At 66.0% G+C, this 17893-nt stretch carries 20 protein-coding genes and 1 pseudogene; 10 read left to right on the top strand and 11 right to left on the bottom strand.

What is annotated here, in order from left to right:
* Positions 1 to 6: 6 nt before the first annotated feature.
* Positions 7 to 378, top strand: a complete 372-nt coding sequence (locus tag HALO32_RS08190; protein WP_151443304.1) for a thiol-disulfide oxidoreductase DCC family protein — start codon at positions 7 to 9, stop codon at positions 376 to 378.
* Between the two features lie 47 nt (positions 379 to 425).
* Here the strand turns inward: HALO32_RS08190 and HALO32_RS08195 are convergent, their stop codons facing one another.
* Positions 426 to 887, bottom strand: a complete 462-nt coding sequence (locus tag HALO32_RS08195; protein ID WP_151443305.1) for a potassium channel family protein — start codon at positions 885 to 887, stop codon at positions 426 to 428.
* 173 nt (positions 888 to 1060) lie between these two features.
* On the opposite strand from HALO32_RS08195, the gene HALO32_RS08200 reads away from it, so the two are divergent.
* Both HALO32_RS08200 and HALO32_RS08205 read left to right on the top strand, forming a co-directional pair.
* On the top strand, positions 1061 to 2644 hold the full coding sequence (locus HALO32_RS08200) for a thymidine phosphorylase family protein (protein ID WP_151443306.1): 1584 nt from the start codon (positions 1061 to 1063) through the stop codon (positions 2642 to 2644).
* A 13-nt stretch (positions 2645 to 2657) separates the two neighbouring features.
* Positions 2658 to 3572, top strand: coding sequence for a ribose-phosphate diphosphokinase (locus tag HALO32_RS08205; protein ID WP_151443307.1), 915 nt, complete (start codon positions 2658 to 2660; stop codon positions 3570 to 3572).
* Positions 3573 to 3693: 121 nt separating this feature from the next.
* Here the strand turns inward: HALO32_RS08205 and HALO32_RS08210 are convergent, their stop codons facing one another.
* The 5 genes from HALO32_RS08210 to HALO32_RS08230 all read right to left on the bottom strand — a co-directional run bounded on the left by HALO32_RS08210 (position 3694) and on the right by HALO32_RS08230 (position 8302).
* The gene (locus HALO32_RS08210; protein WP_151443308.1) at positions 3694 to 4944 is read right to left on the bottom strand and encodes a M20/M25/M40 family metallo-hydrolase; all 1251 of its coding nucleotides are present in this window, start codon (positions 4942 to 4944) and stop codon (positions 3694 to 3696) included.
* Between the two features lie 91 nt (positions 4945 to 5035).
* Complete coding sequence (locus HALO32_RS08215) at positions 5036 to 5998, bottom strand: zinc metalloprotease HtpX (protein ID WP_151443309.1); 963 nt, start codon at positions 5996 to 5998, stop codon at positions 5036 to 5038.
* Between the two features lie 19 nt (positions 5999 to 6017).
* Positions 6018 to 6608 (bottom strand): NADPH-dependent FMN reductase, encoded by a 591-nt coding sequence (locus HALO32_RS08220; protein ID WP_151443310.1) that lies wholly within the window; start codon positions 6606 to 6608, stop codon positions 6018 to 6020.
* A gap of 81 nt (positions 6609 to 6689) precedes the next feature.
* Positions 6690 to 7760: an SO_0444 family Cu/Zn efflux transporter gene (locus HALO32_RS08225; protein WP_225809850.1), complete on the bottom strand. Its 1071-nt coding sequence runs from the start codon at positions 7758 to 7760 to the stop codon at positions 6690 to 6692.
* A 92-nt stretch (positions 7761 to 7852) separates the two neighbouring features.
* Positions 7853 to 8302: a GNAT family N-acetyltransferase gene (locus HALO32_RS08230; RefSeq protein WP_192576468.1), complete on the bottom strand. Its 450-nt coding sequence runs from the start codon at positions 8300 to 8302 to the stop codon at positions 7853 to 7855.
* 261 nt (positions 8303 to 8563) lie between these two features.
* On the opposite strand from HALO32_RS08230, the gene HALO32_RS08235 reads away from it, so the two are divergent.
* The 6 genes and pseudogenes from HALO32_RS08235 to HALO32_RS18115 all read left to right on the top strand — a co-directional run bounded on the left by HALO32_RS08235 (position 8564) and on the right by HALO32_RS18115 (position 11816).
* Positions 8564 to 9322: a VIT1/CCC1 transporter family protein gene (locus HALO32_RS08235; protein WP_151443313.1), complete on the top strand. Its 759-nt coding sequence runs from the start codon at positions 8564 to 8566 to the stop codon at positions 9320 to 9322.
* Between the two features lie 83 nt (positions 9323 to 9405).
* Complete coding sequence (locus HALO32_RS08240) at positions 9406 to 9843, top strand: nucleoside deaminase (protein ID WP_151443314.1); 438 nt, start codon at positions 9406 to 9408, stop codon at positions 9841 to 9843.
* 184 nt (positions 9844 to 10027) lie between these two features.
* Positions 10028 to 10540 (top strand): Hsp20/alpha crystallin family protein, encoded by a 513-nt coding sequence (locus HALO32_RS08245; RefSeq protein ID WP_151443315.1) that lies wholly within the window; start codon positions 10028 to 10030, stop codon positions 10538 to 10540.
* Between the two features lie 66 nt (positions 10541 to 10606).
* A complete protein-coding gene (locus HALO32_RS08250; protein WP_151443316.1) occupies positions 10607 to 11071 on the top strand; it encodes a host attachment protein in 465 nt (154 codons plus the stop codon).
* 29 nt (positions 11072 to 11100) lie between these two features.
* Positions 11101 to 11517, top strand: a pseudogene (locus HALO32_RS18290) (CapA family protein); the annotation flags it as partial.
* Positions 11518 to 11582: 65 nt separating this feature from the next.
* Positions 11583 to 11816, top strand: coding sequence for a hypothetical protein (locus tag HALO32_RS18115; protein WP_225809867.1), 234 nt, complete (start codon positions 11583 to 11585; stop codon positions 11814 to 11816).
* A gap of 55 nt (positions 11817 to 11871) precedes the next feature.
* On the opposite strand, the gene HALO32_RS08265 is transcribed toward HALO32_RS18115, so the two are convergent.
* Both HALO32_RS08265 and HALO32_RS08270 read right to left on the bottom strand, forming a co-directional pair.
* Positions 11872 to 12972: a histone deacetylase family protein gene (locus HALO32_RS08265; protein WP_325063453.1), complete on the bottom strand. Its 1101-nt coding sequence runs from the start codon at positions 12970 to 12972 to the stop codon at positions 11872 to 11874.
* A gap of 103 nt (positions 12973 to 13075) precedes the next feature.
* A complete protein-coding gene (locus tag HALO32_RS08270) occupies positions 13076 to 13714 on the bottom strand; it encodes a DsbA family oxidoreductase (RefSeq protein WP_192576469.1) in 639 nt (212 codons plus the stop codon).
* Positions 13715 to 13987: 273 nt separating this feature from the next.
* Here HALO32_RS08270 and HALO32_RS08275 point away from each other — a divergent pair, with 273 nt between their 5' ends.
* Positions 13988 to 15028 carry a hypothetical protein gene (locus tag HALO32_RS08275; RefSeq protein WP_151443318.1) on the top strand — a complete coding sequence of 347 codons (1041 nt, stop codon included), beginning with the start codon at positions 13988 to 13990 and terminating at the stop codon, positions 15026 to 15028.
* Positions 15029 to 15078: 50 nt separating this feature from the next.
* Here the strand turns inward: HALO32_RS08275 and HALO32_RS08280 are convergent, their stop codons facing one another.
* Genes HALO32_RS08280 through HALO32_RS08290 form a run of 3 tightly spaced genes read right to left on the bottom strand, consistent with a single transcriptional unit; the run spans position 15079 to position 17875 of the window.
* Positions 15079 to 16056 carry a ribose-phosphate diphosphokinase gene (locus HALO32_RS08280; protein WP_192576470.1) on the bottom strand — a complete coding sequence of 326 codons (978 nt, stop codon included), beginning with the start codon at positions 16054 to 16056 and terminating at the stop codon, positions 15079 to 15081.
* A 47-nt stretch (positions 16057 to 16103) separates the two neighbouring features.
* Entirely contained in the window at positions 16104 to 17012 is a 909-nt protein-coding gene (locus HALO32_RS08285) for a complex I NDUFA9 subunit family protein (RefSeq protein WP_151443319.1), read from the bottom strand.
* A gap of 20 nt (positions 17013 to 17032) precedes the next feature.
* Positions 17033 to 17875 (bottom strand): nitrilase-related carbon-nitrogen hydrolase, encoded by an 843-nt coding sequence (locus tag HALO32_RS08290; protein ID WP_151443320.1) that lies wholly within the window; start codon positions 17873 to 17875, stop codon positions 17033 to 17035.
* Positions 17876 to 17893: the final 18 nt, after the last annotated feature.

Raw genomic sequence — 17893 nt, forward strand, 5'->3', positions numbered from 1 at the left:
ACCCTGATGTCCGAACTGCCACCGCTGAAGGTCTACTACGACGGCATCTGCCCCGTATGCCGGCGGGATCGTACCCGCTACGAGCGCTGGGCGGGGGAGGCAGGCCGTCAGGTGGCGTGGTGCGATGTGACCGAGCACCAGGCGACGCTGCGCGAGAAGGGCGTCGATCCGCAGGCGGCGCTGCTCTCCCTGCATGTGGAAGAGGAGCGCGGGCGCATCCGGGAGGGCATCGACGCCTATGTGCTGCTGATGCGCCGGGTGCCACGGCTGAAACCCGTTGCCTGGGTGATTGGCCTGCCGGGGCTCAAGCCGGTGCTTCGCTGGCTGTATGACCGCTGGGTCAGGCGTCGCCTGGCCCAGGAGGGGCGCCTGCCCTGAACCGGCGCATGGCCGCACGCGGTAGCATCCTCCTGGCCGGGAATGGCTCAGCGCTCCTGCCGGGCCGACCAGTGACGCTGCATCTCGAGGAAGGTGAGCGAGGCCGACCAGGTGATCAGCATGAAGCCGATCAGTGCCTCGGTACCCGTCATGAAGCGGATCGGGCCGGTGGGGAAGAGGTCGCCATAGCCCAGGGTGGTGTAGGTGATCGCCGAGAAGTAGACGTAGTCGAGGAAGTTGACGGCGCCGATGCCCGATAGTCCACCGGCCAGCGGGTGCTCGCCGAGCAGGGCCATGGCCACGGCGAAGATCCAGATCTCGGTGACGTGGGCGGCGAAGAGGCCGAAGGTCAGCTTGAGAAAGCGGCGACGCAGCGTGCTGTGCGACCGTTCCAGGCGCTGCCAGAGCCTCAGCGACACCTCGTAGTGCAGCAGGATGCAGGCCACGACGGCGATCAGGGTGATGGCCACGGCCCAGAGGTGGCCGGCATCCAGAGCAGCATCGAGCACGGCAGGGGTCCTTTTGTCGAGATATGGAAAGCCTAGCGCGATCGCGGGACCGCCGTCACGGCCCGAGCCGCGGCCCAATGACGGCCCGGCGGGGCGCTGCTAGGATAGTGCTACGTGTCACACGCGGGATGCGCGGCCCGGCAGATCGCACCTCCCCTGCTAGGAAGGCTGTCATGACAACCCCCGATGCCACGCGGGCGGAAGCCCTGGACGATACCCTCTCACCGCTCTCGCTCAAGCGGGTTGGTATCGATACTTACCGCGAGAACGTGGCCTACCTGCACCGCGAGTGCGACCTCTATCGTGCCGAGGGCTTCCAGGCGCTCTCCAAGGTGGAGATTCGCGCCAACGGCCAGCGCATCCTGGCAAGCCTCAACGTGGTGGACGATGCCGCCATCGTCGACTGCCAGCAGCTCGGCCTTTCCGAAGACGCCTTCGAGGCCCTCGGTTTGGCCGAGGGCCATCCCGTGAGCGTCTCCCAGGCAGAGCCCCCGGCCTCGATTCCCGCCCTGCACCGCAAGCTCGCCGGCGAGCGGCTATCGCGGGAAGACTTCCGGCACATCATCCGCGACATCGCCGAGCTGCGCTATTCCAAGATTGAACTGTCGGCCTTCGTGATCGGCTGCGACCGCGGCGAGCTCGATCGCGAGGAGGTCTTCTACCTGAGCGATGCGATGAGCCGGGTCGGGCGCCGTCTCGACTGGCACGAGCATCCTGTGGTCGACAAGCACTGCATCGGCGGCATTCCGGGCAATCGCACGTCCATGCTGGTGGTGCCCATCGTCGCTGCCCACGGCTTGCTGTGTCCCAAGACCTCCTCGCGGGCCATCACCTCCCCCTCGGGCACCGCCGATACCATGGAAGTGCTGGCCAACGTCGATCTGCCCTTCGACGTACTGGGCGACATCGTGCGCACCCATCGCGGCTGCCTGGCCTGGGGGGGTACCAGTGAGCTTTCACCCGCCGACGACGTGCTGATCTCGGTGGAGCGCCCGCTTTCCCTCGATTCACCGGGCCAGATGGTCGCCTCCATTCTCTCCAAGAAGGTGGCCGCGGGGTCCACGCATCTGCTGCTCGATATCCCCGTGGGCCCCCATGCCAAGGTGCGCTCCATGCCCGAGGCGCGACAGCTGCGCCGGCTCTTCGAGTTCGTGGCCGGGTGCATGGGCTTGACCCTGGATGTGGTGATTACCGACGGCAGTCAGCCGGTGGGACGCGGCATTGGCCCCGTGCTGGAAGCCCGCGATGCGATGCGAGTGCTCACCCACCATGCCGAGGCGCCCATGGACCTGCGCCTTAAGGCATTGCGCCTGGCCGGGCGAATGCTGGAGTTCGATCCGGACGTTCGCGGCGGCGCCGGCTTCGGGATGGCCCGCGATATCCTGGATGACGGCCGTGCCGCCGAGAAGATGCGGGCGATCATCGAGGCTCAGGGCGCGAAGCCCTTCGATCCGGAAAACCCGCCGCTGGCTCCTCACCGCTTCGAGGTACTGGCCACGGCGGACGGCGTGGTGACCGGCATCGACAACATCAAGCTGGCACGCATCGCTCGACTGGCCGGTGCGCCCAAGGCGGCAGGGGCGGGGGTGGAATTGTTCAGGTGCATCGGCGACCCGGTAACGACGGGCCAGCCGCTGTATCGCGTGCACGCCGCCTATCGCAACGAGCTGACCTTCGCGCACCAGTCCACCGAGCGGGAATCCGGCATCGCCATCGGCCACGCCGACGAGATCATCCGGCTCAACGTCGAATTCTGAACAAGGAGGCCCGATGACGTGCGCACTGCTGTATTTCCAGGACGAAATGGCCCCGGCGCGTCGTCTTGCCGAGGCGGCAGGCCTGCCCGCCCACACGGTCGAACGCCACCGCTTCCCCGACGAGGAGCTCAAGCTCCGGCTGCCCTTCACCGAGTCGGAGGCTTTCCCCGAGACGCTGGTGCTCTATCGCAGCCTCGACCGACCCAACGCGAAGCTCATCGAGCTGCTGCTGCTGGCGCGTCATGCTCGGCGGCAGGGCGTGACGCGCCTGGTGCTGGTGGCACCCTATCTCGCCTACATGCGCCAGGATATCGCCTTCCATTCCGGTGAGATCGTCAGCCAGACCATCGTCGGGGGCTTCCTCGCCGAGCTGTTCGACGCCGTGATCACCGTGGATCCGCACCTGCACCGTATCGAGCGCCTGGACCAGGCAATTCCCCTCGAACACGCCATCGCGCTCCACGGCGCCCCGCGCCTGGCCGAACTGATTGCCGAGAAACGCCGCAATCCCCTGCTGCTGGGGCCGGACGAGGAAGCGCTGCAGTGGGTTCGCCAGGCTGCCGAAATGACCGGCTTCGATTTCGGTACCTGCCGCAAGACCCGCAACGGCGACCGCAACGTGGCGATCGAACTGCCGGACATCGAGGTGGCCGGCCGCCAGATAGTGCTGATGGACGACGTGGCGAGTTCCGGTCATACCGTCGCTCGTGCGGCCGAGTCGCTGACCGCTGCCGGCGCCGCCTCGGTGGACGTGGCGATTACCCATGCGCTGTTTGCCGGCGATGCCTTGGCGGTGATCCAGTCGGCCGGCGTCGGTGAGGTCTGGAGTACCGACTGCATCGCCCACGAGAGCAATGCCATTGCCATGGCCCCAGTGCTGGCAGAGGCGCTGGCAGTGCTGCTTACCCCCAGGCCCGGAAAGCGATAGCGCTCTCGGCAGACGGCGCCGGATGCGAGTTCGGTTGATCCGGTTCACCCGAACTCCCCCAAAAACAGCAGGGCGGGCCCGAGGCCCGCCCTGCTGCATGCGTTCTACCCGATGTCGATGCTTACTTCTCGTTTGTCTCGGCTTTGTCGCTGCCCTGGTGCGTCAGCGGCCCGGCCTGGTCCAGGCGCGGGTGGTTGTCGCGGAACTCCTGATGCGGGTTCGGCAGCGCGTCCAGCGCCTGCACGGTATGGGTGATGGCATGGATTGCCGCGATCACGTCCTTGGTGTAGCCGGTCTCGGAGATGGTGTGCATGTTGCGGATCGGGAAGCCGATGGAGGTTGCCGCGCAGTCCACGGCCGCGAGTACACCGGCCATGCCGTCCGTGCCGGTGTCCACCCCGACGATGTCGCGTTGCATGGGGATGTCATGTTCCCGGGCAGCGGTCTCGACGATGCGGTTGAGCTGTTCGCTGGCGATGGCGCCCACCGACATGGTAAATCCCTTGCCCATTTCCAGCGGCTGCATGCGCCGATCGCCGATCCCCGGTGCGGCGACATAGTCGTGGTTCACGTCCACGGCGATGATGGCATCGGGGTGCAACTCACCGGCCATCACGCGGCTGCCGAAGCGGCCGATCTCCTCGTAGCTGGCGATGGTGAACAGCACGCGCACCTGGCTGGTGCCGCCCGCCTCGGCAATCAGCCTGGCGACCTCGGCGGTGGCGAAGCAGCCCAGGCCGTTGTCCAGGTAGGCGCCGTAGAAGGTGTCCGGGCTGAAGCCGGGTCGGATGGGCCGGTCGAGGATGATCGAATCACCAGGCCGCACTCCCAGGTTCTCCACCTGCTGCTTCTTGTTCTCGCCGTGGATCTGTAGGTCGAGGTAGATCTGCTCCTTCTTGATGCCCTTGTCGCCAGAGCGCTGTTCGGGGTTGGAAAAGTGGATGGCGCCCAGTGCCTCCACGGTGCCACCCTCGATGCGGCGGTAGCTGCCGGGCGCCTTGGGGTCTTCGCTGAACAGCGTGACCTCGTGACCGATCAGCACGCCGGGGAGGAAGGAGTCGGTATTGATCCAGATCTTGCCGTCTTCGCTGACCGAGCGGACCTGCATGCGAATCTTGTCGGCATGGCCAATGATCATCACCTTGAAGAGGTCGTCGCGGCCTGGGTGGGTGTCCAGCACGACCCCGGCGTGGCCCATGAACTGCTTCAGCTGCCACTCCGCGGGAGCAAAGCTCTCGAAGTGTGGCTTTAGGACGCCGTAGGTCATCGCCGCCTCGAGCCCCACCGGGCTGGGTGCCGACAGGATGCGCCGCATCAGGTCGAACTGCGGGTTGGGCATGGGGCTGTTCCATGGCTTTTGCGTATCACTCATGACGTTCTTTCTCGCTCGTTCTGGTCGTGGGTAGGAAGTTGTCAGTGGGAAGCAGTCAGTAAGAGTCAGTGTAATGTTGAGGGAAAGCACCTCAGCGTCGGCGACGTATCCAGTAGCGCCGGCCCATTGGGCCCGGGCGTTCGATGATCTCGGCAGGCTCCCGGCCCTGATCCTCCAGAGGATGATGCAGGGCTGGTTCCGGCGTCTCGTCGACGCTCATCAGCCGGCGGACGCGCTCGTCTGTCGGCGGATGGGTTCTCAGCCAGTCGAGCCCTGCCGGCGGGTGGCGGCCAAACAGCGTGGCCAGCCAGCGGCCCTGGTAGTGCTCCAGGACGTTCAGCGCGGAGGCCAGCCCTTCAGGATCGCCTGTCAGGGACACGGCGTCCAGATCGGCGGTGTACTCGCGGTTGCGCGAGAGCGCCAGCTGAAGCAGGGTGCTCAGGGTCGGCGCGAAGGCCACCACCAGCAGCAGGCCCCAGGGTAGTCGAAGCTCACCGGCCAGAATCATGGGCAGCATCAGCAGCAGACTGATCTGCAGCACCGTGGTCAGCCACAGTGTCAGGCGAGTCATGGCGGCGGCCATGGACATCACCCGGGTATCGCCATGGCGAAGGTGGCTGACCTCGTGGGCCAGCACACCCGCCAGCTGGCGCAGCGTCAGGGTGCGCATCAGGCCATCGGTAACGGCGATGCCGCCATCGTGGCGGGTGCCCACGGCGAAGGCGTTGAGCTCCGGCGAGGGGGCGTAGAATAGCTGTGGGGATTGGGTGAGGCCGGCGCGTTGGTAGAGGGTATCGAGTAGGCGATAGAGCCTCGGCGCCTGGTGGCGGTCGAGCAGGCCGGCTCCAGCCTCGGCGAGCACGTAACGGGCTGGCACCCAGCTGCCAGCAAGGGCTACGGCTATCACGACGCCCAGACTCATCACGATCCCCGGGCCGCCGGCCAGCAGATAGCCGGGCACCGCCAGCACCAGGGCCAGCCCGCCCATGATCAGCAGGGTCTGCAGGCTGTTCTTCACCCGGCTGCGCCAGGGTCGTAGTGTTCCTGTTGGCATGGGCCGCTCTTTGCCGTGGTCAGCCGTGCAGCCGGTGCAGGCTGTCGATCAGCCGCCGGCAGATGGCGTCCAGCTTTTCCATCTGTTTCTCGTCGCGCAGTTGGCCGCCTTCGTCGAAGGCATCCGCGGCCCGGCCCACGGCGAGCTGGTCGGGGAGCACCGTCACGCCGATATTGGCCAGCAGCTGGCGGGCCAGCGCCAGACTGCGGATGCCGCCCAGCCCACCGGGCGAGGCAGACACCAGCGCGGCCAGCTTGCCCTCGAACAGGGCGAGGCCGCTCTCGCCCTCGTGGGGGCGGGTCAGCCAGTCGAGGGAATTCTTGAGCAGCGGGGTGATGAAGCCATTGTACTCGGGCGAGGCGATCAGTAGCCCCTCATGGTCGGCCAGGCCGCGACGCAGCACCAGGGCATTCTCGGGCAGGCCCTGCTGGGCTTCCAGGTCGCCATCATAGAGCGGCATGGGATGGTCGCGCAGGTCGATGAAGGTGGGCCGGCCACCCAGCCGCTCGATGCGCTCGGCCGCCAGGCGTGCCAGTGCCTTGTTGTACGAGCCGGTGCGGCTGCTCCCGGCAAAGACAAGAACGCGGGGATGGGGCAGGCGATCCGTCATATAGCCTCCTATGATGGCCTCTCTCTCGACATCTTGGCGCCCGGCGGGTTCATGCGCCGGTGTCCAGTCGGAGCGGCAAGATCAGGCGTGGTGGGGCAGGTGCCCGGCGAGCGTGCGGCGCAGCGGCTTTACGGCGAGACCCGTCAGCACGATCAACCCCAGCCATTCGATCCAGGCCGGCAGCAGCTCGCCGACTTCCTCGATCTGGCGGGCGATGTCGAGCTGCCACCAGCTTGCCACGGCATCCACGCCCAGTCCCAGCAGCACCGCACTCACCATGATACCGACGAGGTAGGCCACCAGACCATGGTTGCCCATCTCGCGGCGGAAGACCCCCAGGGTGGCCAGGCTGGTGACCGGTGCGGCGATCAGGAAGACCAGCACGGTGCCGGGCGAGACGCCGGCCAGCAGCAGTCCGGCGGCGATGGGGGTGGCGGCGGTGGCACACATGTACAGCGGTATCCCGATCACCGCCATGATCAGCATGGCCCCCAGGCCGCTGCCCAGTTCGGCCAGCTGCTGTGGCGGTACCAGGGCGATCAGGCCGCCGGCGACCAGCAGGCCCACCAGTAGCCAGAGGCTGATATCGTCGAGGATATCGGTGAAGGCATAGCGCAGCCCGCTGGCCAGTCGGCCGGCGAGTGCCGGCGCCGCGGCCTCGTCGGCGTCTTCAGGCGAATCCTCACAGTCACTGGCACAGCAGCTTCCGCAGCTGGCCTCGGTGCGAGGCTCGGCGCTAGCCAGTGCACCCGCCGGGGCGGTACGACCCACTAGCAGGCCGGTGACAATGGCGGTGAGCACCGCACTGGCTGCTCTGGCCACGGCCATGAAGGGACCGAGCAGGGCATAGGTGATGGCCATGGAGTCCACGCCGATCCCCGGGGTGCCGATCAGAAAGGCGGTGGCGGGGCCCCGCGATGCGCCGCCGCGATACATGGCCAGCGCCGTGGGTATGGCCCCGCAGGAGCAGAGCGGCAGAGGGGCGCCGATTACCGCCGCGCGGGCAATGCTGCCCAGCCCATGGCCGCCCACCCAGCGCTTGAGCAGCGCCTCGGAGACCAGCGCCTTGATCAGCCCGGCCATCACCAGCCCCAGCAGCAGCCAGGGAGAGGCAGAGAGGGCAACGGCCAGGATAGCGTTCAGCAGGGACATGGGCAGGCTCTTCGGCGAGGATGGTCTATTCTGGGGCCGCCGGTCACCCGTTCGTCAAGCGCGGTCCGCATGGGCATTCCGGCGCTGCCCCGTTACTCGCGGATCTCGGCGATGATCTCGCCGGTCGCTTCGTTCAGCCCTCTCTCCTGAAAGCCGAGGCTGGCGTAGAAATCCCGGGCGACCTGATTGCCGGGCACATAGCAGATCGCGATCCGCTCGAAGGCGCCCTGTGCCCTGATCTCTTCCAGCACGCAGTGCATGGCACGATGCCCGATACCCCTTCCCTGATGGCGTCGGTCGACCATGAGACGGAAGATGTTGTAGGCGGGTGGCCGGTCGTCGTGGTTGAAGAGCTCGTACATGACAAAGCCGACCACTTCCCCGTCGCAATAGATGGCGCGAGGCTGATAGGTCCGATGCAAGCTCGATTCGGCAATGGAGTACAGGTTGTCAGCCACATAGCCACGCTGCGATGTTGCTACCTCCAGCGCGATGACGGCCTCGAAGTTCTCGCGATTGACGTTCTTCAGTGCGATGTCCATCGCATGCTCCTCTCGTCGGGACATCCCCCGGCATGAGCAGGGGTATCACGGCCGCGCGAATGAGGCACGGTACAGCGGGTTCCACGCATTCCGGCATCGTCTGGCGAATTTCGCCCTGGATCAGACCATCATACACGGGCCTGTTGGCCGGTGCCTTGGGGGTGCTGGAATCTGGGCGGGGTGGGGCAGTGTTGCGCCTTACCTGCTTCTGGCCGTCTATGCCAAGCTGGGAGCAGTATGAGTGACATGTCGAGGTGACCCATGAACGACCGCCGGCGCGAGTCGCTGGAGCACGAGCATCGACCGGAGGCGATCGAGCGGCGACTGCGTGAGCCATCCCGGGCCCAGCTTATTCCCGACGCTATCCTCGGCGGCATCGATGGCTGTGTGACCACCTTTGCGGTGGTCTCCGGCGCCTTCGGGGCGGGATTTTCGGCCACCGTTGCTCTGGTACTGGGGGTCGCCAACCTGTTGGCGGATGGTTTTAGCATGGCGATCAGCAACTACGAGGCGATTCAGGCCCAGCGTGAGCATGTCGAAGGGGTACGCCGCAGTGAAAACCACCATATCGACATGGTGCCGGAGGGGGAGCGCGAGGAGATCCGTCAGATCTTCCAGCGCAAGGGGCTCGCGGGTGAGACCCTCGAGCGGGTGGTGGAGACCATCTGCAGCAACCGTGAAATATGGGTGGAGACCATGGTCGCCGAGGAGCATGGCCTTCGCTCCGAGGGACTGAGCCCGCTGAAGTCGGCGCTTGCCACCTTCGTCGCCTTCCTGGTGGTGGGCGCCATGCCGCTTCTGCCCTATGCGATACCCGGGCTGGATATCACTCGACAGTTCCTGTCGAGCCTGGCGGTGGCCGGGCTGATGTTTTTCCTGATCGGGATGGGCAAGAGCCTGGTCTATCATCAGCCGGTCATGAAATCGGGGCTGCGGACCCTGCTCATCGGCGGTGCGGCGGCGGGCCTGGCTTTCCTCACTGGCCATCTCGCGCAGGCGCTGTTCGGTGTGGGGATGTGATCGTGGCAGGCAGCGGCGGCCATGGCGAGGGTCGTGTGGAGTGACGTAAGCTGGGTGGCACCATAACGCAAGGGAGTCAGCGAATGGATCGCTTCATGCACGCCGCGCTCGAGGAGGCTCGCCATAGCCTTGAGGAGGGCGGCATCCCCATCGGCTCGGTGCTGGTGCATCGTGGGGTTATCATCGGCCGTGGCCACAATCGTCGCGTGCAACTGGGCAGCGCGGTGCTGCACGGCGAGATGGATGCCCTGGAGAACGCCGGCCGCCATCCGGCCGAGGTCTACCGTGAAAGCATCCTGGTCACGACTCTCTCGCCCTGTGCGATGTGCAGCGGTGCCATTCTGCTCTATGGCATCCCCAAGGTGTTGATCGGCGAGAATCGTACCTTTCAAGGCGAGGAAGCGCTGCTGCTCGAGCGCGGCGTCGACGTGGAGGTGTTGCAGGACCCCGAGTGTATCGAGCTGATGGAGGGCTTCATCGCCGCCTCGCCCGAACTGTGGCACGAGGACATTGGCGAGTAGAGCGGTGGTGCCAGCCCATGACGAGTATCAACCTGATCTGTATCAAGTCGGTCGGGCAGGGCTGGACTATTCTTGATGATGAGGCGGGCCTGTTCGGGGAACGTCGGCCGATGTTGCCGGTGTATCTCCCCTCGAGTTTTCATAGGCCTCGCCATTTCTTATCCGCATTCGAGGAGTCATCGTCATGGCCAAGAAAGCTTCCAAGGAGACCAGGGACGTCCCCGTATCGACCGAGACGTCTGCACCGCAGGCCGAGTCTCGGTCGATGAGTCCGTTTCGGGAGTTCGAGCGCATGCTCGATACGTTCTTTGATCGTGGCGGTATGCCGTCTCGCTGGGAGCCCCCTTTCTGGCAGCGCTTCGCGGCCTTCGAGAAGGGCATGCCGAAGGTCGATGTCATCGACCGCGATGCCGAGGTGGTGGTCCGTGCCGAGGTTCCGGGCTTCGAGCGCGAGGAGCTCGACGTCTCGGTGACCGACGGCGCGGTGACCATCAAGGGCGACCACCGCGAGGAGAGCAAGGAGGAGGAGGGCGAATACTTCCACTCCGAGATCTCCCGGGGGTCCTTTACCCGGACGGTGGCCCTGCCCAGCGAGATCGATGCCGACAAGGCGGCCGCCAGCTTCAAGAACGGCGTCCTCGAACTGACGCTGCCCAAGCACAAGAAGGCCAATCGCCGCAAGGTCGAGGTCAAGTAACCATCCGGAATGACCGGCATGCCGGGTATCGCGGCGTGCCGACTTCCCTGGCGTGAGGGAACGAAAATGGACACCACCTGGGTGGTAGTCGCCGACCAGGCACGGGCACGGCTCTTCTCGGCATCCGACCAGAGAGGGTCGCTGCAGGAGGTGGAGGACCTGGCCAATCCCGAGGGATGCCTGCATGACCGCGACCTGAATGCCGACAGCCCGGGACGTGCCTTCGACTCCATGGGCGAGGGACGTCATGCCATGGGCAAGCACCATTCGCCCAAGGAACAGGAGGCGATCCGCTTCGCCCATGAGGTGGGGGAGCGCCTGGCCGCCGGCCTGCACGACGGAGCCTTCCGGCACCTGATCCTCAGCGCGACGCCGCGCTTCCTGGGGCTGCTGCGCGAGACGCTGCCCGAGGCTGTCGCGAAGTGCATCGTGCTCGAGCTGCACAAGGACCTCACGGCACTGAGCCCCGAGGAGATCCGGGCACACCTGCCGGAGAGGCTGCCCCGGGCGCCCCTCTCCTCGGAGGGGTAGGGGGCGGGTAGTCGGAACGAGGGACGGCGATGGTCGGCGTGACCCTCTGGCTGACCGGGGATGTGATGACCGGACGCGGCATCGACCAGATCCTGTCGCATCCCGGAGAACCCCGAATATTCGAGTCCTGCATGGCCTCGGCCAGCGGCTATGTCCGGCTGGCCGAGCGAGTGAACGGCCCGATTCCGCATCCCGTCGACTTCGCCTACGCCTGGGGCGACGCCCTGGCGTGGCTCGAGCGCCAGGCTCCCGATCTGCGCCTGATCAATCTGGAAACGGCGGTCACCACCAGCGACTATGCCGAGCCCAAGGGAATCCAGTACCGCATGCATCCCGCCAACCTGCCCGTGCTGGCCGCGGCGGGAGTGGATGCCTGCGTACTGGCCAATAACCATGTGCTGGACTGGGGGCGGCGCGGGCTACGGAGACCCTTGAGGTACTCGGCAAGGCGGGCTATATCACGGCAGGTGCCGGCCTTGACCGGCATCAGGCAAGGGGCCCGGCACGCTTCGTGCTCCCCGGCAGGCGCCTGCGGCTGCTGGCCTTCGGGCTTCCCAGCAGCGGCGTGCCGCGAGACTGGGCGGCTGGTGACGCCCGCCCCGAGGGCAAGTTTCAGGGCGAGGAGGCGCTGCTGCGAGAGCGCGGTGTCGAGGTCGAGGTGTTGCAGGACCCCGAGTGTATCCCGCTGATGGAAGGCTTCATCGCCGCCTCGCCCGAACTGTGGCATGAGGATATCGGCGAGTGAGTCGAGCCCTGATTCATTGACTCTGCTCGCCGGCGTCGGGCGGGGCGAACGACGCTTAGGGGTCACTGACGAAGGCACCGCGATGGAAGGCCGCTGCAGCCTCCACCTCGGCAAGGCCCCGCAGGCCGGGTTCCGGTGGTTCTTCCCCGGCCAGCACCCGGAGCACCGACCTGACGCCGTGCGAAAGCGATATCAGGTTGTAGCCCCCCTCCAGCACGAAGACCAGCCTTCCCTCGCAATGTTGGCGTGCCAAGTTCTGCAGGATGCTGGTCATGGTGGAAAAACCGTCATAGGAGACATTCAGCGCCAGGTCATGGGCGTGGGGGTCGAATCCTGCCGAGACCAGGATGAGGTCGGGTCGGAACCACTCGGCCGCTGGCACCAGGATCTCACGGAAAGCCTTGAGATAGGCGGTATCGCCGGAATCGGCGGGGAGGGGAACATTGACGATAGCGCCTTCCCCGAGGCCCACCCCCACTTCCTCGAGAGTCCCCGAGCCAGGATAGAAGGGAGAGGCACGGTGGATATCAAAGAACAGCACATCCGGGTCGGCCCAGAAGATGTCCTGGGTACCGTTGCCGTGATGGGCATCCCAATCAATGATCATTACTCGCTCGCAGTCCAGTGCCGCCTGGGCATGGGCCGCAGCCACCGCCACGTTGTTGAACAGGCAGAAACCCCGCGCACGAACCGGTTCGGCGTGGTGACCGGGGGGCCTTACCAGCGCGAAGCTGCTCTCGGCCCGCCCTTCTACCACCGCCTCGACGGCGGCGATTGCGGTGCCTGCGGCCACCTCGGCGGCATCGACGCTGCCGGGTGATACGGCTGTTGTATCCTCGTCCAGCCAGGCACTCTCTCCGCGCAGCTGGTAGATGCTGTCCAGGTAGGCGTTGGTATGAACGCGCCCCAGCTGCTCGCGAGTTGCCGGCCTACCGGCCTCGAAGATTACCCCCGGAACGGGTTCGAGTTCCAGCAGGTGGCGGATGGCGGTAAGCCTGGCGGGATGTTCGGGATACTTCCAGGGCACTCCCAGCCCTGACAGTAGTGAGCGGACTCGCTTGTCCATGCGTCCTGGCAGGAAGGGGACTTCGATATCAGGTTCATGGGCCAGCATCCGCTCGTCATAGAAGGCGATCACGCTGTTCTGTTCGGCCACTGTGTAGGTTCCATTTGGTGGGCGACTTCAGGATGAAGAGGGTCATGCCTCTGGATACAGCATATCAGCGCTTTGCTATCGGGGGTGGACAACTGCCATTACCTCAGCGTATGGCGTCCAGCAGGCGCTCCGTGGCCAGGAATAGCTGCCGGCGAGGCTGGGCGCCTTCGAGCACGCCGGCATGCTCGCCATCCAGCGAGAAGCGCAGGCCCGGCACGCCGCCGATGCCGACCTCCCTGGCGATCTGTTGATCGTCTCGTACCTGCTGGCGGAATTTGCCCTCCACCAGTGCCTGGCGCAGGGCCTGGCCATCCATGTCGAGCCTTTGCGCCACGCGGACCAGTGACTCAGTATCTGCCAGGTCGAGGCTTTCCTCGAAGAAGCCACGGAACAGCGCCGTGCGCATGGCGTTGGTGGCCCCTGGCCGTACGGCTTCCTGTGTCCGGGCCCAGGCACTTGCCTCGTGGGCCAGCCGCGAACGCGGCTGGAGGCGGGGCAGCCGAAGCATCATGCCGCGCTCCGCGGCCATGGGGTAGACGGCCCGTTCCCAGATGTCGTGCAGGTAGTCGCCATCGGGGTCGAGGGTCGGCTCGGGCTCGGGGCGCAGTTCGAAAGCTCGCCAGCGGATCGCCACGATGTCGCCGAAGCGCTCGGCCAGAGCGTCGATTTCCGGCGCTTCCAGATAGCAGAACGGGCAGACGTAATCACTGAAGACATCAAGGGTAATGCGCGGCCGGGTCATCAATTGCCTCCTGTGGCGGTGTGGCAGGACCCGGAAGGGTAGCAGCGGGTCCTCCGACAGGATATGGCAGGATGGAACGCTGTCGGTTGATAGCCCCATGCCGTACCTTCTCCCATCCTGTCAGTGATGTTTCTCCCGAGGCTACCGCCACGGGGCCCGCTGCCGCGATGGTCGGACTGAAGCGGTAGAGCCGGTCGGTGTAGGCTCGCTGCCCTTGGTCGGGGTTGGTCAATAAGGTGTGATACCTTCGTGCCATGTCGGGAGAGGACGCGCATGGCCAATGATTCATCCCACAACGCTGCCACAGATGATGTCTCCCTGGGGGACAAGGTCGCGTTCCTGTCGCACCCCCGGGCTTACGCCGGTTTCCAGGGGGAGGTCGATGTCAAGGAGACCCATATGGCATGGGTCTTCCTGACGGCGGGTCGGGTCTACAAGCTCAAGAAGCCCGTTGAGTACAATCACCGCGACTGCCACTTCCTGCGGGACCGCGAGTTGCTTTGCCATGAAGAGGTTCGCCTCAACCGTCGCCTGGCGCCGGAGATCTACCTGGGCGTAGCCTCATTGAGGCTGACGTCCGATGGCATGCTGGAGATCAACGGTGAGGGAGAGGTGGTCGACTGGCTGGTCGTGATGAAGCGACTGCCCGAGCATCTCATGCTGGATGTGGTCCTGACGCGGGGCAGCGTCACCGAGACACGGATTACCCGGGTCGCCGAGCGTCTTGCCGACTTCTATCAGGGGCTCGAACCGGTCGAGATGTCGGCAGAAACCTATCTGGATCGCTTCAAACTCGAGGTCGACAGCAACCGGGAAGTCATCGTGGATCGCCGATTCTCCGTGGCGAATGACGGCGTGGCGTTCATGCTCGACCGTCTCGATCGCCTGCTCGCGGAGGAGCCTGACCTGCTCGGAAATCGCCCTCGCCAGGGTCGGGTCGTCGAGGGGCATGGGGACCTGCGTCCGGAGCATGTCTGTCTCTCCGAGCCCCCCGTGGTCATCGATTGCCTCGAATTCAGCCGGCCCCTACGGCTGGTGGACCCCTTCGACGAACTGAGTTTCCTGGGGCTCGAATGCGAACGGCTGGGTGCCGCCTGGATTGGCCAGTGGCTGGTCAGCGAGTGCACCCGGAGACTCCGGGACAGGCCATCCAGGCGGTTGCTGGCCTTCTACACAGCGTACCGGGCCTGTCTCAGGGCACGCCTCTCGCTCGGCCACCTGCTCGAGCCGGATCCACGCTCCCCGGACAAGTGGGAGCCGCAGGCCAGGGAATATCTGGCGCTGGGGCTGCAGGCCTGCCGTGAACTGGATTAGCCAGGGCCCTGTGGGGCACCCTGGCCATCGGGGCAATAAGGAGCCTGGCCTTACGACGGGCCCTCGAGCAGCTCGGTAAGCGAGCCATTTTCGTGGACGCGGCGGATCGCCTCGGCAAACAGCGGAGCCGCGCTGACCACTTCGAGGTGTTGGCTGGCGACGTCGGCATCCAGCCGGGTTGGCGGGACGGTATCGGTCACGATCAGCGTCGCCAGCTGCGGGTCGCTGACCACCCGGTCGGCATCGCCGACGAAAAGGCCGTGTGCCGCCAGCCCGACGACCGTCCTTGCGCCCCGGTCCAGACAGGCCTGGGCGGCACGCAGCAGGGTGCCACCCGAGCTGACCAGATCATCCACGACCAGTACGGTGGCGCCTTCGACCTCGCCGGTCAGCAGGGTGCCGCTGACCTTGCCCTCACTGCGACGCTTCTCCATGTAGGCCGCGCCAACCTCGCGATCCAGCAAGGGCTCCAGCATCTCTTTGAAGCCCTGCGCCCGCTTGACGCCACCCGGGTCGGGGGAGGCCACCACCACTGGTCCATCGCCGCAGCGTTCGCGCATGTGCTCGGCGAACAGGCGACGCGTATCGAGGGTATGGGTGGGGCAGCGGAAGGCGTTCTGGAAGGCGGCAGGGTTGTGTACATCTAGCGTCATCACGCCATCAATGCCCATGGCCTCGAGCAGCATGGCCAGATAGCGGGAGGTGAGCGGGTCGCGCGACTTGGTCCGGCGGTCCTTGCGCGCGTAGGCCATATAGGGAATTACGGCGGTGACACGTCGAGCGCCTGCGTCGCGGACGGCACCCAGGAAGAACAGCAGCCGGCAGAGCCGTTCGTTGACCCCCTGTTCGGGGTCGCCATTGAGGCTCTGCAGCACGTAGACATCCTCACCACGCACGCTTTCCAGCGGTCGTGCCTTGTGCTCGCCATCCTCGAAGTCGCGTTCCTCGTGTTCGGCAAGTGAGATGCCAAGCGATTGTGCCACCTTGTCGCCAAAGGGGTGGCTGGCGCTGAGAGAGAACAGTTTCATGCTCCTCAGCATAGACGCTAGTCCCCGGCTTTGACGAGCAGGAGGGATCAGGTGTCGTGAGGTGGCAGGCAGGCTGGCAGGCTCTCGCGCAGCGAACGGGGGATGATGTCGAGGTATCGAAAGCCCCCAACATTCTCATCGGCGATGTTGTCTGTCTGCATCAGGATCACCTGGTCGCGCGTCAGCGGCTGGCCGGGCAGCCAGACGGCCAGGGCCGCTACCAGCCGCCAGGCGAGAAAGGGAATCGGCACCAGCGGCCGCTCGCGGTGCAGGTGGCCGAGCAGTGTCTCGAGGATCTCGCGGTAGCTCAGCACGTCGGGTCCGCCGAGCTCGAACAAGCGTCTTCCCGGGGCCGAGCGGCCCGCAAGGACAGCGATGGCCCGGGCGACATCCACCACGTGTACCGGCTGCAGTCGGGTCGTTCCGCGACCGAACAGCGGGATCAACGGTAGCCGGGTGAGGCCCTCCAGGCCGGAGAGGAACGCATCACCCGGGCCGAACAACACGCTTGGCCGCACGATGATCGCCTTGGGGATGGCGTCCAGTACCGCCTCCTCGCCCCGGGCGCGGGCTCGCACATAGGCCGAGGCCGAGTCATGACGGGTGCCGATGCCCGAGACCTGCACCAGCCGCTCGATGCCGGCTGCCCGGGCTTGGCTGGCCAGTCGCCAGGCTCCGGTGACATGGATGGCCTCGAAGCTGGTATCGCGAGTTTCCACATAGAGGCTGACGGCATTGACCACGGCGCTGGCGTCCTCCAGGGCCGCGGCGAGGCTTTCCTCGTCGCGGATATCGGCGGTGGCGAGTTCCACCGGATCCCCGTCCTCCAGCCAGGCGGGCAGGGCAGGGTGGCGAGCGGCAATACGTACCTCGCGGCCTGCCTCGACCAGTTCGCGAACGATGGCATCACCGAGAAAGCCGGTGCCGCCGAAGACCGTAACTAGACCCTCGCGCATCATCCCCTCCCCGCGGCCGCTCAACGATAACCGGCCATCAGTTCGCGCACCAGCGGCGTATCGGCGTCGCGGTGGGTGGGCAGCTCGAAGCGGGCCCGGGCGATGGCGGTGCGTGACAGCTCGGCGGTGATCAGCATTTCGCCTGCCTCGGCCTCGGCGAGCAGTTCGCCCCGGGGGCCGAGGATGCGCGAGCCGCCCCAGAAGTGGCTTTGGCCCTCGGGGCCGAAGCGGTTGGCCATGATCACCGGCGTGCCGTAGGTCATGGCGTAGAAGCGCACGTTCAGGGCCCAGTTCTGCTCGTTGGAGAAGTCGTCGCTGACGATGCCCGAGGCCGAGTTGATCGGTGCGCAGAGCACGGTAGGGCGGGGCAGCAGTGCCGCATGGACCAGTGCCGGGTTCCACAGGTCGGCGCAGATCAGCTGTGTGGCCGACCAGCCGGGGCGAATCGGCGTATGGGTGAGCTCGCTGCCGTGGGTGAACCACTTGCCCTCCTCGAGGCCGCCGTAGGTGGGCAGGTTCAGCTTGCGATGTACCGCGGCGATCTCGCCGTCCTGGAGGATGGCCAGCGCGTTGTAGTACTCGCCGGGACTCGCTTCCTCGACGAAGCCCACCACCGTCTGCATCTCGCGGCAGGCCAGGGCCAGCTCGCGAAGGCGCGGATCCTCCAGCGGCATCGCCACCTGCATCACCCGGCTGCCCAGGCCGTAACCGGTCAGCGAGAGCTCGGGGAAGACCAGCAGCTCGAGGCCCTGGTCGCAGGCGTCCTGGATAGTGTCGAGATGCTGCGCCAGGTTGGCATCCACCTCACCGAGGGTGGCGTTGACCTGGGCGGCGCCGACCCGGAGTCTGTCCTGATAATGCATCTCATCCCCCTGGAAAGA

It is taken from the genome of Halomonas lysinitropha, assembly GCF_902500215.1.
In the GTDB taxonomy this organism is placed as follows: Bacteria; Pseudomonadota; Gammaproteobacteria; order Pseudomonadales; family Halomonadaceae; genus Halomonas; species Halomonas lysinitropha.